Genomic DNA, 15,482 nt, shown 5'->3' with positions numbered 1-15,482 from the left:
CGAGGCCTTGCTGTCTATCAGGTCTTTTCAGGCTTGTCAGCCCTTGTCGTCCGAGGCCGGTTTCTTTCGCTTGAACATGGACCCTATATTGTCCCAGAGTTCCACCTTGGCTCCCTGACGGCGCATGATCACGTATTGCTGCGTAATCGACAGCGTGTTGTTCCAGGCCCAGTAAATAACAAGTCCTGCCGGGAACGATGCCAGCATGAAGGTGAAGACAACGGGCATCCAGGTGAAGATCATTTGCTGGGTGGGATCAGGCGGTGCCGGGTTCATTTTCATCTGAACGAACATGGAGATACCCATGACCAGCGGCCAGACGCCCAGCATCAGCAATTGCGGCGGATCCCAGGGGATCAGGCCGAAGAGATTGAAGAGCGAGGTCGGGTCGGGTGCGGACAGGTCCTGAATCCAGCCGAAGAAGGGCGCGTGACGCATTTCGATGGTGACGAACAGAACCTTGTAGAGCGCAAAGAAGACCGGGATCTGTATCAGGATCGGCAGGCAGCCGGCCAGCGGATTGATCTTTTCCTTCTTGTAGAGTTCCATCAGCGCCTGTTGCTGTTTCTGTCGGTCATCGGAGTATTTCTCGCGGATTTCCGTCATCTGCGGCTGCGCAAGTTTCATCTTGCTCATGGAGACGTAGGACTTGTTGGCCAGCGGGAAGAAGATCAGCTTGATGATGACGGTTACCACCAGAATGGCGACGCCGAAGTTGCCTATCAGATGGAAGAAGTAGTCGATCGCGAAGAACATCGGCTTCGTCAGGAAATAGAACCAGCCCCAATCGATCATCAGTTCGAACCGGTTGAGATTGAGCGATTCCTCGTAGGCATCGATCAGCTTCGTTTCCTTGGCACCGGCGAACAGATATGAGCTGGTCTCCGCCGTGCCACCTGCAGGGACGGCAACACCGGTGCCCAGATAGTCAGCCTGGAAATTTCCTGTCGTCCGGGAGAAACTGAAACTCGGCTGGAACTCCTGGCCGGGGACCGGCATGAGCGTCGCGGCCCAGTACTTGTCGGTTATGCCGAGCCAGCCGTTGTCTACGCTGGCCGGACGGATCGTGCCTTCGTCTTCCAGGTCGGAATAGTCGATTTCCTGAAGGCCTTCCTCGCCGAATACACCCAGGAGGCCTTCGTGAAGGATCCAGATGCCCGTGGTTTCAGGCACGCCTTTCCTGGCTATCAGGCCATAGGGATAAAGCGTAACATCTGCCGAAGACGTGTTTTCGACGGATTGGGCAACTGTGAACAGATAATTCTCGTCGACGGAAAAGGTTCGTTTGAAGGTGAGGCCCGCACCGTTGTTCCAAACAAGGGTCAACGGTGTGGTGGGTGTCAGGGTCGTCTCGCCGTCGACCGACCAGACCGTGTCGGGGCCGGGCAGGGGCACGTTGGCTCCCGGATCGGCAACCCAGCCGTAGTCGGTGTAATAGGGGTTCGGGCTGCCCTTGGGTGAAAACAGGGCGATCGTCGGACTGCTCTTGTCGACGGTCTCGTGGTAGTCCTTCAGCCGCAGGTCATCGAGACGCCCGCCCGAAAGGTTGATCGACCCTTCAAGCCGGGGAGAGTTGATCACGACGCGCTTGTCGGCAGCGACAGCTTGTTCCCGGTTTGCAAACACGGCAGGTCGGTCCGCCCCTTGCGCCGGCAAGGCCGCGTTGCTGCCGGGGGCCGCAGAAGGCTGCGGAGCATCCGGATTGGCGCCACCGTTGGCGGCCTGGCGTTCCGCTTCGGCTTGCTGCTGCGTCTGGAGAGCTGCCTGTTGACGCTCCAATTCGGGATTGGCAACGAAATATTGCCAACCCAGCAGAACAATCAGGGACAAAACGATTGCCAGGATCGTGTTTCGGTTTTCAGAAATCAACTGGTGTTACCCCTGTTTCCTGCGCAGTGTCGCTGAAGATGTCCGGTTACTCCGGTGCGGTTTTCCCCGTCCGCGCGGTGTCTCCGGGTCAAGCACTTGGTTAAGGCCAGACTTAAGGTCTGCAACGAGTTTTTGAAAGGGAAGAGTGAGCGCTGAATCGCGAGCGACAAGCACAAAATCCGCTTTTTGCGGAATATCGCCGGTTTTGAGCGCGGCAACGGCAGCCCGCAGCCGCCGTTTGATTCGGCTGCGCACGACGGAATTGCCTGTTTTCTTGGTAACGGTATAGCCCACACGCGGTGCATCATCCGTGTCGCGCGTCAGACCCTGAACGAGAAAAGCGCGCCGACCCAACCGGCCGCCTTTGGCGACCGCCAGGAATTCGGAGCGCTTTTTCAAAGTGTCCATGGCGCCAGATTGGTGTTGGCAGACGCCGCCAACCGACGCACTGCGCGCGGGTTGCCGATCAGGCGCTGAGGCTCTTACGGCCCTTTGCACGCCGGCGAGCAAGCACCTGACGACCGTTTTTGGTTGCCATACGTGCGCGGAATCCGTGGCGGCGCTTGCGGACAAGACGGCTCGGTTGATACGTACGCTTCATTGTTCTTCCCCGCGCGGTTTTGAGCGCGGCCCTTGTTCATTTAAATTCTTTGGAGAAAGCACTCGAAGCGCTGGAAGCGCGCGGCTCAAAACAGCCTTGGGTCCGAATGCATGTCCCGATCGAGCGCGCTTATAAGCGCCGCGCAGCTCCAAGTCAACGTTGCGCTGCAAGAATCTCGGAACGAAATGCAGTTCACGCACAGGTGAATTGGCAACACCTTGGCGTCACTTATCGGTGAAAGACGCTTCTTTTTACCAGCTATAAGGTACATCTGGCTTAAAGAACACCTTGGCGGCAACAAGAACCGCCCTGGAAAGACAAGCTGATGGGAATGGACATGCTGGGGGATAAGGCAGACACCATGACTGGGCCGAAGGAAACAGAGCCGGTAGTCGAAACTCCGTTGAAGGCGTCTGTGTACGGCAGGATCAAAAAGTGGCTTCCGCTGGCCGTATTGCTTCTGCTGATGATCGCTGCCTTTTCACAGGGGTTGCACCAGCAGCTCACGCTTTCCAACCTCATCATGCAGCGGCAGGATCTGGTCGGATTTGTTCAGCAGAATTTCGTCCTTGCCTCACTGGTGTATCTGGTCGCCTATGTTGTTTGTGTTGCTCTTTCCTTTCCCGGAGCGTCGCTGCTGACAATTGCAGGTGGCTTCCTGTTCGGGTGGATCGCCGGAGGCTTTGTCACCGTGATCGGCGCAACGCTCGGTGCCTGCGCTGTCTTTATCGTTGCCAGGTCCTCTTTCGGGGAAGTCCTGACCCGCCGGGCCGGTCCGTTTCTGTCGCGCCTTGCCGAAGGATTCCGCCGGGAAGGTTTCAGCTACCTTCTGTTTCTGCGCCTGACCCCCGTCTTTCCCTTCTGGCTCGTCAACATCGCACCTGCCATCTTCCAGATGCGCCTGCCGACATATGCTCTGGCAACATTCATCGGCATTATTCCCGGGACGTTTGCCTTTGCCTTCATCGGCTCGGGTCTCGACAGCGTTATCGAAGCCCAGGAGGCGGCCAGCCCCGGATGCGCAGCTGCAGGTACTTGCCAGGTCGATGTGTCCGCCCTCGTGACACCCCAGCTTCTGGCGGCATTTTTTGCTCTCGGGATCGCCAGTCTGATCCCGGTGGTTCTGAAAAAAGTCCGTGCGCGCTGACGTCATCCTCTAAACTCGATCCAACAATGTTCACCTAATTGAAATGGAACCCTCCATGACGGAACTGCTGACCCCGGATATTTGTGTGATCGGTGCCGGTTCCGGGGGTCTTTCCGTGTCCGCCGCCGCCGCGGCATTCGGGGTTGATGTGGTTCTGGTGGAAAAGGGCCTGATGGGAGGCGATTGCCTCAATTATGGCTGTGTGCCGTCCAAATCCCTGCTTGCAGCCGCGAAGGCTGCTTCAGGCGTCCGCCGAAACGCCATGTTCGGAATTCATTCCAGCGGTCAGGACATAGACTTCGCCAAGGCGAATGATCATGTGCGCAGCGTCATTGCGGCGATCGAACCGCATGATTCGCAGGAACGCTTCGAAGACCTAGGGGTGACGGTTCTGAGAGAGCCTGCCAGGTTTACCGGAGCCGACACCGTTTTGGTCGGTGACACGGAAATCAGGGCGCGCAGGTTTGTCGTCGCCACCGGGTCGACGGCCTTCATCCCTCCTGTACCGGGTCTCGATGACGTTCCCTATCTCACCAACGAGACGCTGTTTGAACTGCGCGAGGTTCCCGAGCATCTGGCGATCATAGGCGCGGGACCGATCGGGCTGGAAATGGCCCAGGCTCATCGCCGCCTGGGCGCCAGGGTGACGGTATTCGAAGCTGCAAGGGCACTTGGAAAGGATGATCAGGAACTTGGTGCTGTCGTTCTGGAAACGCTCAGGAACGAAGGGATCGAAATCCTCGAAGAGACCGCGGTAGAAAAAGTCGCGAAAACAGACGAGGGCACAGCGATCTCGGCAAGAACCTCGGACGGGGCGGTTGTTGAACTGGTTGCCAGCCATTTGCTTGTCGCGACCGGCAGGGCGCCCAATGTCGACGGCTTGGGACTTGACGCTGCCGGGATCGACTACGATCGCAAGGGGATCAGGGTCGACAAGGGACTGCGCACCACAAACCGCAAGGTCTATGCGATCGGCGATGTCGCCGGCGGGCTGCAGTTCACCCATGTTGCCGGATACCAGGCCGGGCTGATCATCCGGTCCATCCTCTTCCGCATGCCGATCGCAATGGACGACACGATTGTTCCCTGGGTTACCTTTACATCTCCCGAGCTTGCGCATGTGGGGATGTCGGAGGCCGAGGCCCGGGCCGAATACGGGGCCAGGGTCAAGGTTCTGACGTCAACCTATCTCGGCAATGACAGGGCCCAGGCGGAAGGTCTTACCGCAGGGCGGCTGAAACTGATCGCCGGGCCGCGCGGACGCTTGCTCGGTGCCGACATTGTCGGGGCCCAGGCGGGCGAGATCATCAATCTTCTCTCCCTGGCTCTTTCGAAAAAAATGACCATGAAGGACCTCGCGGGTTTCATCGCCCCTTATCCGACGCTCGGGGAACTGGTGCGACGTGCGGCAATTTCGTACTATGCGGAAGCGCCAAAGAATGTTTGGTTGCGACGGGTTATCGGTATGTTGCGCAAGTTTGGATAAGATATTGCAATTGGTGCTGCGCGGCACGGTTGGCATTTGGGACGATTGGACATGAAGCATGAGGGCGCGCCGGAAGGCGCCGCAGTCCCGACAGACGATACGGGCGGACAATCCGGACCGGGCGATCGGTTTGACCGGCACCGGCTCGGCGGCCTGTCGGGAAAACTCCTGCTGCTGACCGTGTTGTTCGTCATGCTGTCGGAAGTCTTCATCTACGTTCCGTCCATCGCCAACTACCGCAACACCTGGCTCATGGATCGCCTGACGACAGCCGGCGTGGCCGCGTCGGTGCTGGCGGAAACCAGCACGATCGCCCCGCGCCTTCAGGAAGAATTGTTGCAGACGACAGGGGCTGTGGCCATTTCGCTTGATCAGGGTTCCCGGCGAAGCCTGATCGCGATGAACGATGTACCGGGCGAGGTTGATTTCGTCGTCGACATGGCCAATGTGAGCGCCTGGTCGTCGATCATCGGCAGTTTTCAAATTCTGACCTACCGGGGCGACGGCGTGATGCGTGTGGTCGGTGTCGGCCAGATGGGCCACACGGAGCGTGTCGATGTCGTGTTGCCGGTCGAACTCCTGCAGCAGGACATGCTGGCCTTCTCCGGGCGCATTCTTGCCCTGTCTCTGTTCATCTCGGTCATCACCGCGGGGCTTGTCTATATTACCTTGCGCGCCCTTTTCATAAGGCCGCTGCGCCGCCTGACCCGTTCCATGGAGCGATTTGCGGAAAATCCCGAGGATACCTCCCGTATTGTCACGGTGTCGGGCCGCCAGGATGAATTGGGGGATGCGGAAATCCGGCTGGCAGCCATGGAAGAAGCCCTGTCGCGCGCATTGCATCAGAAACAGCGACTTGCCGATCTTGGTCTCGCGGTCTCCAAGATCAACCACGATTTGAGAAACCTGCTGGCGTCCGCGCAACTGTTTCTTGAACGTCTGGAACATGTCCCCGATCCGACGGTCAGCCGTCTTGCACCGAAGATCCTGGCAACGCTCGACAGGGCTGTCGGCTACACCCAGGCGGTGATGTCCTATGGCAAGGCCCAGGAGCGCCCGCCTCAGCGGCGCCTGCTGGCGCTCCAGCGGGTCGGCGACGATGTTGCCGATGTACTTGGACTTGTCGATCACGAGACGGTGGCTTTCGAAAACAAGGTTCCGGACCACATCGAGATTGATGCCGATCCTGAACAGATCTTTCGGGTCCTGCTCAATCTCGTCCGCAATGCCCTTCAGGCGCTCGAAGCCGAAAAGGACGAGACGCTGGTGCGCCGGATTTCCATGGATGCGATGCGCGAGGGCGATTGCGTTCATGTCATGATTTCCGACACCGGTCCCGGGATCCCCGGCAATATCAGAAAGGCGTTGTTCAAGGCCTTTCACAGCGGGTCCAAGAAAGGCGGTGTCGGTCTTGGTCTTGCGATTGTCGCCGAACTCCTGAAAGCCCATGGCGGCAGCATACACCTGGACGAAAGCAAGCCCGGGGCGTGCTTCCGCCTCAAGGTGCCGGACCGCTCGTCCTGAAAAGGCATTGTTTTGCACAGGGTGCCAAGGCAGAAACGAATAAGTCACGAGGATTTCTGCGGCTTTGCGGCTCGTGTGACAATTCACCGAAAAAAAGTTCCGCAAGTCCCTTGCAATCCCTGCCGGACCGCAGTACGTAAGCGCCCTGTCCGGGGCACACAGCGCCCCGCAGAGCCAAGGCGGGCTTCCGGTGATTAATCATCAGGATAACCCGATCTTCGCACCCATAAGCACCGGTAGCTCAGCTGGATAGAGCACCAGACTACGAATCTGGGGGTCGGGGGTTCGAATCCTCCCCGGTGCGCCAATCCCGAAAATCCCTGTAAAGTTTCCAGGATCGCCGCGATGGACGATTCTTGAAGACGATCTGGATGAGTGCTTGCAATTTCTGGCGTTTTCAACCAGTGGGCGTTGGCGCCTTTGCCGGTCGTTTTGTGCTTTTGATTGATAAATCATTGAAAATTAACAATAAAAATGCTTCTCGACGGACCTGGCGATACTGCATGTTGTTTCAATGTAAAAACTAACAAAAAGTTAATAATCTGTTTCGTCTTGATACGCGTCATGGTAACGTGCCGCAGCGTAAGAGGGATTTTGCAATCATTGATGCAACCTCGCGCAACAGGGGTTAATACGATTCACTAGAGCGATTTGCTTTAAGTCATCGTGACCAAAAAGTCATTTGGAGGTTAGGGTTTATGAAGCTTCACAAGCTGACAATTGCCGGCGCTGTCGCCGGTGCCGCGATGTTCGCTGGCATATCTGCCCAGGCAGCAGTATTCAACAATGTATCGGGCGTCATTCACGAAGGTGGCGGTGCGGGTACCATCAGCACGGCTCCAGCAGCCAGCTCCGGTATCACCATTTCCGATTTCAGCACGACAACTGCCGATCCGCTGTTCAACGTGATTGGCGACACCAGCATCTATGGTGGCGTCAGACACAGCAGCCCGACGAATTTCGTCGACGGCTGGTCAATGGACTTTGGCTCTGGTGTCTACGATCTCGTGTTCAACTGGCAGCACGACGAAAAAGAGACGCCGAAGGTTGTTGACGGCAGGATCATCGTCAACGGTGTCGCCACTGCGTTCTCCGGTGTCAGCGGCACCATTTTGTCCCTGGGGTCCGTGACCGGACTGGTGACTTTCGTCGTCGACCCGATTTTCGGATCGGTCAAGCCGACGGAAGACATGCACTGGGATCTTCATGCAACGGTTGTTCCGCTTCCGGCGGGTGGCGTATTGCTTTTGACCGGCCTGGCAGGGCTGGCTATGGTCCGGCGCCGCAAGAACGCCTGATTGCGTTCATGTAAGCTGCCTGACAGCAGATTTCGCCAATGCGAAATGCAAAAAACCGCAGACGCCGCCCGAACGGGCGGCGTTTTCGTTTTGTGCGGATGCCTCGCTGATGGCCGGGCAACTTTCGGCGATCCTGTGCAGAACATCGGAATTCCGCTACGTAAGCCTTTCTGGCGTCGTTAACGAAGTTTTAAAAATCTCTTTTGAATCAGAGTGATTTCGATTGTCTCCCACCGAGCAACGCTATAGATGCTTTCCCTGAGAGATCCGGCCCCAAATGCCCTCGAGAGCACAGGCCGGATGATTTGAGACAATGCAAGACAGGGAGTGGAGCATGCGACTTCACGGTGTAGTTTTGGCGGGCGTCATCGCAATGACGGCCCCGCTTGCAGTACAAGAAGCAGCGGCAGTGCCGGTGTCCGGTGTTGCCCATGAAGCTGGTGGTCCGGGTGTGAACCCTGGCGCTCCTGCCGCAAGCCCGGGCCAGTCGTTCGGTGATTTCAGCAATGCTGTCGGTAGCCCGGTTCTGGAACTGACGGGTGATCTGGCTCTTTATGGCGGCGTCACCCACAATGGTGGTGGCGGCAACAAATGGAGAGACGGCTGGACGATGGACTTCGGCAGCTCCGCTTACAATGTCGTCTTCAACTGGCAACCGACAACGAGCGTCTTTGATGGCGAACTCGTCGTGGGCACCACGACCTACATCCTTGGCATGACCGGATTGACTATTGATCTGGGCACGTTGAGCGGCGTAGTGAGCTTTCTCGTCGATCCTATTGCCGGATCGTCTCTTTCCACCAAGGAATCCGCACATTGGGATGTACAGGCCACGGCCGTTCCGATCCCGGCCGGCGGAGTGCTTCTGCTCGGTGGACTTGCCGGCCTGGCATTTTTCAGGAACCGGAAAAAAGCCTGATTGCGTCCGGGCGTTCTGCGACAGCGCCCGAGCATCGAAACAACATCACGAGTTGAAAAACGCCGCCTTGGTCAAGGTGGCGTTTTTTGTTGATTTGGGAGAGGCCAGCCGTTTGGAGCGTCACACCTGCCAAAACGTGACCCCAGGACCGGGCTTTGTGAACCCGGTCAGATTTATTTGGCGCCAAACTTTACCAAAACAGGTTTAGAGTGGGCATCGAGGGCTTTCCTCGGGCACATATTGAAGGCTGGCAGCTTGAGCGACGCGGCTGAAAATCCATCAGGACGAATTGCCAGGCTGTTTCGCGTCCTGGCGTTCGGCTCAGGTGCGCTTTTGGTAGCGGCATTCGCGGTTGCATATTGTGTGGCCACACTCGAACTTTATTCTCCTGTCCGTCAGGAACAGGCAGGCGAGATGCTGACCCGTATCTTCGGCCGGCCGGTTGAGGTTCGAGGCCCGGTCGTTCTGACGCCCGGTCTGCGACTGGGAGTGCGTATCGAGGATTCCTATATCGAGCGGTCATCAGGTGGCGGCAGCGCAAAGGCGCGGGTCTTTGAAACCGTCGAATTCGATGCACCCTATAGCCTGCTGCGAGGTAACGCATCGGGAATTCGAAATTTCCGCATGAGTGGAGCGGAGATCGAGTATCACGCCGACGGGTCTGGCAGCACCGAGCAAACCACTTCGGCGTTCGAATTGCCGTCGACACTCATCAACAGCGCCATATTCGACAATCTTGAACTGACGGACGTGCTGTTCCGTTTTGTGGATGAAGCCGACGGCTGGAACGAAACCTTTCAGATCAAGTCCCTGAAACTCGAGACGCCGGAGGGGGCTCAATCGACGGACGCTCAAATTGACGCCGCAGTGAATGGCACGCCGCTCACTGCAACGGGGACGGTTCCCGCGTCGGCGAGGGCGCTGGAAGAAAAATCAGGTCCGTTTGAGCTCACGATCGCGTTTCCCGGACTGGAAACGGGTTTGAACGGGACCGTCGATACGTCAGAAAAAATAGCACGGATCAAGGGCAACCTTACGTCAAATTCGCCATCGATCGCCGCGTTGCTGGCCTCGTTGGGCCTGGAAAGCGCGGTGGATGGCAAAGCCACGCTGACATGGTCTTCGTCCGGTCCGGTGAACAGCCTGGACATAGACGAACTCAAGCTTGATTTCGAGGGTGACAATGGAGATGCCGTCACGATCGCTGGAAAGGTAGATGACATTTTCCAGGGATCTATATTCGACGTGCGTTTCGATACAAGACTGGCGCCGCCGGAGAAGGCACCTGAAAGTGCATTCGCGGTCAACTTGAAAGAAATATCCGGGCGCGTGAGCGGGCCGCTTGATGCACTGGCAGTGGATCAGGCCCATATCACCACAGATGCCGTTCTATTGGAGTTCGATGAAATCGGGCCGATCACCGTCGGGCGGGTGATCAAGGGTGCGGATGACAGGGTTGGTCTCAAGGACATTACGATACTGGATGGTCCGAAGAACGCGCCTTATCTCGAAATGAAAGGTGAGGTTGAAGACATACTCGCCTTTGCAGGTGTGAGCCTTTCCGGTTCCTATCGCTTCCCGGCGGCATTGCTGCTCAATCGTCCGGCGGAAGATGCACCGGAGCTCGGCCAAGTCAAGGGCACGGTTTCGCTGAACGAGGCATCGGGAGCATTCGGCCTCGATGAGTTGAGCGGAGAAGTAACAGGGTCGGATCTTCTGAAACTGAAATTCGAGATGGCGATTCCGGAGTTCCGGGTGCTTGAAGATCTGGAATTCTCCACGCAACTTGCAATGAAGCAACCGGAAAAGATCCTGAAGGCACTTGGCATCGAAACGGCCAGATCGTTTCCCGCCTTGGGTTTCAATGGTTCCAGCGGCCTGTCACCTGCTGGCGCGAAACTGTCGGGCGAACTGAGCGCAGGGGTTACGCAAATCAGGACAGAACTCGATCTGAAGCCCGAGCAGGACAGCAACGCCCTGATGCTGGCAGGTTCGATTTCTTCAACTGAAATGGACTTCACGGATCTGGCCGATCTGTCCGAATTTGCCAAACTCGCAACGGCCGGTGTGGAAGATGATGACAGCATCGAACTGAACAAGGAGTTCGAGGAAACCTTGCGTGCGGATATAGCCCTCAATGTGAAGAAAATCGTCGCGGGCAAGAAACACGCCGGCAATCTCACCGGAAACCTGAGATATGACAACGATCACCTGCAGCTGGCCGGTCTCAAGCTCGACTTTATCGGAGGCAAGGTAACCGGTGATTTCGGCGTGACCCTTGGAAAGGACAATTGGCCGGCAAGCGCACACGGGCGTATGGAAAAGTTCCCTCTCAGCAGCCTGATGAACGAAGTCGGAATGCAGGCGCCGGTTTCCAGCACCGTCTATGCCAGCTTTGATGTCACGGGCAACGCGGCCTCCGAGACCGGCTTTCTCAAATCGCTTTCAGGCAATGTGACGGCCTCTCTCTGGGGCGGAACGCTGCCCAACCGGCTGCTGGACCTGACCGGCCTCAATGTGTTCACCTGGCTGGTGACAAGCAATCAGGACCATACAACCAAAATCGTCTGCGCCGTGCTGCCCCTGCATTTCAAGAACGGCACTGCAACGTCAAAGCGAATGATCGTCGAAACACAGAACGTTCAGCTCGTCGGAGCGGGCAGCGTCGACTTCAGGTCCGGTGCGCTTGACCTGTCCTTTGCCCCGCGCGCAAAGCGCAAGCAGCTCGTCGAGATCGTCTCGCCCTTTGAAATCCACGGGACACTTGGCAAGCCGGATGTCAAGGTAAGGGATGCCGGGCCGGGCCGGGCAATCGGCGAAGTGGTTTCCCTGCCGCTCAATCTTGTCAGTCACATTTTTCGGGGGTCGGGCCCGATCGACGAAATGGCAAAGCCCTGCGTCCTGCCGAAAAATTCAGGTCCGAAGTAAAGGTTCCGGCTTTCGTGCAACTGCCTCACACCACCCAGTTTCATTTTTAATGTTGTCCCAGCTGACACCGCACCCCCGGCTGTGCAACGCTGCTTGAGACGTTTAACTGCTTGTCACCATTGTGCTTTTTGCCGATGTTGTGCCGGCGTGAAGACTGGATGGGAGGTCTTTCATTGAATTCCGCAAAACTGATTTCGCTCGCAACCGCTTTGCTGCTGGGAGCATCGACCGTGTCGCTGGCCCAATCCGCACGACTCAATCCCACAGCTGATGTTGCCCTGATCAATGGAGCCATCCACACAATGGATGTCGACGGAACGGTTGCCGATGAAGTGGCCGCAATCCGTTTCTCCCATGAGGCGGGAGTGGAATTCGTCCCGTCCGCGGGCCTGCGTCACGTCGAGCACTACGACCTGATCACCAGCATCAATGCCTTGCAAAGCGTCTGGCGGGATGAATTGAGTTACGCGGAGACGGTCGAACGTAACCTGGTCTGGAGCGCAGAAGGTGTCAGGAAAATGACGCTGTCACTTGTGTTTGCATCGAGGTGAATTGGCAAAGCGTGATCATGAACAGTCTTGTGTGGTTGTCCTTTTGAACCGCAACGCGGTCGTCGCCTTGGGGTATTCGTAAAAGAGTTCGCTGTAGCGTCTTGCCGTCCGTCCGGCATTGGTGAAGCCGAATTCCGTCATTGTGTCTGCAATCTTGTGGTTCGTCCGTTCCTCGGAAAGCAAGGCTCGCCTAAGGGCATGAAGGCGTAGCAGTTCGATGTAACGGGTTGGACTCATGCCGAGCTGGTTTTCGAAAGCCCGATAAAATCGTCGTTCCGAGATGCCGATCTGCCCGGCAAGGTCAGAGTTCGTTACCGGCTTTGTCATGCCGGTTTTCATAAGAAGCTCCTCGCACAGGATCAGAACTTCGAAGTCCGACACCCGCACCTGATTTCCGCTGTTTGAGTGACCGCTTGCGATTGCCGGGAAAAGCATCTCTCTCAGCAGGCGCAGGAGATTGTTCCGCTTAAAAAACAACTGCGGACTGGCGTCTCTGTCCGGTTGTTGTGCAGTCAGATCAAAACAGTAACGGACAAATCTTTTTCGCGGTTCGGAGGCGACCGTCATTTGTCCGTTTTTCAGGTCGTGCCAGCCGAGACTCTGGATCAGTTGCTGGCCGATATCGACGTAAATGGCCTGCGTGTTCGCGCCAACGATGAAATGCTGTTCTTCGCCCGTTCCCTGCACGACAACGCTTGCATTCGACATTTCCCTGCCCCGCCAGCGCACGTCTCCTGCACTGTGCAAGGGGATGTAAATAGCGGTGACCGGAATGTGGGGGTACTCGCACCAGCGAAGCGGACGCGTATGCGTGTCAATGAAAACCTTGAGGTCGGGAAGGTTGATGGAAAGACCCGAATACCCGAAGCGTCCCGCTTCCATCTGGGTAACCGTGTGCGTCCAGCCATCAAAGAGGTCGCTGTAGTCCTCGACGTCTTCGCACGATAGTCTTTTGACAAGGGGTTGTTCTTCCAAACCTTCACCCGGGTACGCAGAGTTGCACGCCGATCCGCAATCAGAATATCCCGAACGGGATCAAATGCAACGGTGCGCGTCTGTTTCAGCGTTGGTTGCCTCGTCGCGCTGTTCGTCCAGATGAGGCGGATGCGGTAGTATTGGCAAAAGCAACTAGGTATTCAGCTGCCGATGCTCCGACGTCGGAGGCGCCAAGGGGACAAAACGACGGCGGTTCTGCAAGATTCATTTCTTCTGAAAGTCATATTACACAATAAATACAATGCTTTAATTGAATTTCTTGCCCCGGTTACATTTAGGCAGAATTTGTCCTTTTGGGAAGTACCGTGACCTTTTCACTTGCCGTGGGAAAACCCGTTTCAGATAATTTCAGCTTCGACTTTACGCTCGCTCATTTGTTCGAACCGAGGAAGCACATGATGAAATCCGTCTGGTCAAAAACCATATTGTCGCTTTTGCTCGTCTGTTCATCGTCCGTCGCTGTTGGGCAAACTGCCGACTTGGTTTTCACCAACGCCTCGGTTCTGACGATGAACGATGATAGTCCGACCGCCGAGGCGGTTGCGGTGACCGGCAATCAGATAACCTATGTGGGCGATGCCGCAGGCGCGGAAGCGCTGGTTGGGGACAACACCGAGGTTTTCGATCTTGGCGGAGACACCCTCCTGCCCGGGTTTGTGTCGGGCCATGACCACCTGATTGCCCAGGGATGGAATACGCGTGGGGTCAACCTCTTTGGGGTCGAGAGCGTTGAAGACGCACTCGCTTCGATAAAGGAATATGCAGACGCGAATCCGGACGAGGACATCATCTTCGGTTTCGGTTTCAATCGCAGCGTCTACGGTCGCTGGCCCACCAAGGAAGAGTTGGACGGAGTTTTGCCAGATCGGCCAGCTTTCATCCTGGACTACACAATTCACGACATCTGGATGAACTCCAAGGCTTTTGACCTGGGTGAAGTCTCCATCGATGAACCGGACCAGGTGCCAGGCGTTATGTACTGGCAACGAGACGCTGAAGGCGAGTTCACAGGCATCGGGATCGAGTTTCAGTGGGCACCCGCCTATCGCACCGCAGGTGGCTGGAACATCGAAAGCGACCTTGCAGGCTTTCAGCAGGTGAATTATGCCGCCGCGGTCGAAACGGGCATGACAGCGGTACACGTTCCGTTGATTGCGATGCCGACCGTGACGGACGCTGAACTGGTGAAGGAAGACGAAGCCCTGGTGCTTGAATATCTTCAAGGTCTCGAGCAGGCGGGTGAATTGAATTTGCGGACCTTCGTTGCCACCGCCTTCAAGGACCCGACCGGTGATCCGGCCGCGGTGGTTGAACATACGCTGTCGCTGCGCGAAAAATACGACAGCGACATGTTGCGGATCTGGGGGATCAAGATCCACCCGGAGGGCAACTGGGGCTCCAAGACCTCGTGGCAGCTGGAACCCTACGAGGGAACGGATTCTCGCGGGGCAGCGGCTATTGAAGGCGAGAAGATCATGGCGACTTATCTCCTGGCCAATGCCGCCGGCATCCCGGTTGGCACCCATGTCGATGGTTCCCAGACCGTGCGCAATACGGTGAACGCCATCATGGCCGCCAGGGGTGCCGGGTTCGATGTCCCGAACAACCTGCTGCACCATTACTTCACCGTTCCGGACACGGAACACCGGCTGGTGATCGAGAACGGCATCATGGTGAACACGACGCCCGCGTTTCAGTCCGACTGGGACGGCGAGGACGAAAACGCATTGGCCCTACTCGGCCGTGCGCGGGTAGAGGCCCAATATGCGCGTTACTCTTCGCTGATGGCGATCGGGCACAACGTTTCCATTGCGTCCGACGTGCCCTCGTCGCCCATCGACATGATCGCACCGCTTTTCAATGTCGAGATCGCGATGACCCTGCAAGACCCGCAGAACCCCGAAAGCAAGCCGTTTCCGCTGTCGCGCAAACCGGCGACGTTGGAGCAGGCCCTGAAAGCCATCACGATCCACCCTGCTGCGCAGCAAGCGATGGAAGACAAGATCGGATCGATCGAGGTAGGCAAATATGCAGACCTGGTTGTTCTTGATCAGGACATAACCACCGTCGCGCCGCGTGATATCTCCGACATCAAGGTGCTTGGAACAGTCATGGACGGCCGCTTCACGCACCGCGATGGAATTTGACGCGATCCGAACGGAT

12 protein-coding genes and 1 tRNA gene are annotated in these 15,482 nt (G+C 57.0%); 9 read left to right on the top strand and 4 right to left on the bottom strand.

Going from position 1 to position 15,482, the window contains the following annotated elements:
- Nucleotides 1-36: 36 nt before the first annotated feature.
- The 3 genes from yidC to rpmH are packed head-to-tail and all read right to left on the bottom strand — an operon-like array spanning nt 37 to nt 2,470.
- The gene (gene yidC, locus LA5095_RS24910) at nt 37-1,866 is read right to left on the bottom strand and encodes a membrane protein insertase YidC (protein ID WP_055120388.1); all 1,830 of its coding nucleotides are present in this window, start codon (nt 1,864-1,866) and stop codon (nt 37-39) included.
- A gap of 9 nt (nt 1,867-1,875) precedes the next feature.
- Nucleotides 1,876-2,277: a ribonuclease P protein component gene (rnpA, locus tag LA5095_RS24905; RefSeq protein WP_055120006.1), complete on the bottom strand. Its 402-nt coding sequence runs from the start codon at nt 2,275-2,277 to the stop codon at nt 1,876-1,878.
- Nucleotides 2,278-2,335: 58 nt separating this feature from the next.
- Nucleotides 2,336-2,470 (bottom strand): 50S ribosomal protein L34, encoded by a 135-nt coding sequence (gene rpmH, locus LA5095_RS32165; RefSeq protein WP_006934271.1) that lies wholly within the window; start codon nt 2,468-2,470, stop codon nt 2,336-2,338.
- Nucleotides 2,471-2,807: 337 nt separating this feature from the next.
- Between rpmH and LA5095_RS24900 the strand changes: the two genes are divergently transcribed.
- The 8 genes from LA5095_RS24900 to LA5095_RS24865 all read left to right on the top strand — a co-directional run bounded on the left by LA5095_RS24900 (nt 2,808) and on the right by LA5095_RS24865 (nt 12,323).
- Nucleotides 2,808-3,617: a TVP38/TMEM64 family protein gene (locus tag LA5095_RS24900; protein WP_235808895.1), complete on the top strand. Its 810-nt coding sequence runs from the start codon at nt 2,808-2,810 to the stop codon at nt 3,615-3,617.
- Between the two features lie 55 nt (nt 3,618-3,672).
- A complete protein-coding gene (locus LA5095_RS24895) occupies nt 3,673-5,103 on the top strand; it encodes a dihydrolipoyl dehydrogenase family protein (protein ID WP_055120384.1) in 1,431 nt (476 codons plus the stop codon).
- 51 nt (nt 5,104-5,154) lie between these two features.
- Nucleotides 5,155-6,627 (top strand): sensor histidine kinase, encoded by a 1,473-nt coding sequence (locus tag LA5095_RS24890; protein WP_055120004.1) that lies wholly within the window; start codon nt 5,155-5,157, stop codon nt 6,625-6,627.
- A 230-nt stretch (nt 6,628-6,857) separates the two neighbouring features.
- Nucleotides 6,858-6,934 (top strand) — tRNA-Arg (locus LA5095_RS24885).
- A gap of 391 nt (nt 6,935-7,325) precedes the next feature.
- Nucleotides 7,326-7,925: a VPLPA-CTERM sorting domain-containing protein gene (locus LA5095_RS24880; protein WP_055120002.1), complete on the top strand. Its 600-nt coding sequence runs from the start codon at nt 7,326-7,328 to the stop codon at nt 7,923-7,925.
- A 334-nt stretch (nt 7,926-8,259) separates the two neighbouring features.
- A complete protein-coding gene (locus LA5095_RS24875; RefSeq protein WP_055120000.1) occupies nt 8,260-8,844 on the top strand; it encodes a VPLPA-CTERM sorting domain-containing protein in 585 nt (194 codons plus the stop codon).
- A 255-nt stretch (nt 8,845-9,099) separates the two neighbouring features.
- Nucleotides 9,100-11,772: an AsmA family protein gene (locus LA5095_RS24870; protein ID WP_055119999.1), complete on the top strand. Its 2,673-nt coding sequence runs from the start codon at nt 9,100-9,102 to the stop codon at nt 11,770-11,772.
- 173 nt (nt 11,773-11,945) lie between these two features.
- Complete coding sequence (locus tag LA5095_RS24865; RefSeq protein WP_144436159.1) at nt 11,946-12,323, top strand: hypothetical protein; 378 nt, start codon at nt 11,946-11,948, stop codon at nt 12,321-12,323.
- A 15-nt stretch (nt 12,324-12,338) separates the two neighbouring features.
- Here LA5095_RS24865 and LA5095_RS24860 read toward each other — a convergent pair whose 3' ends face one another.
- Nucleotides 12,339-13,298: a helix-turn-helix domain-containing protein gene (locus tag LA5095_RS24860; RefSeq protein ID WP_144436158.1), complete on the bottom strand. Its 960-nt coding sequence runs from the start codon at nt 13,296-13,298 to the stop codon at nt 12,339-12,341.
- A gap of 326 nt (nt 13,299-13,624) precedes the next feature.
- Between LA5095_RS24860 and LA5095_RS24855 the strand changes: the two genes are divergently transcribed.
- Nucleotides 13,625-15,466 carry an amidohydrolase gene (locus LA5095_RS24855; RefSeq protein ID WP_055119993.1) on the top strand — a complete coding sequence of 614 codons (1,842 nt, stop codon included), beginning with the start codon at nt 13,625-13,627 and terminating at the stop codon, nt 15,464-15,466.
- Nucleotides 15,467-15,482: the final 16 nt, after the last annotated feature.

Source organism: Roseibium album (assembly GCF_001404515.1).
GTDB lineage: Bacteria > Pseudomonadota > Alphaproteobacteria > Rhizobiales > Stappiaceae > Roseibium > Roseibium album.
This window is presented reverse-complemented; position numbering and strand designations above follow the sequence as displayed.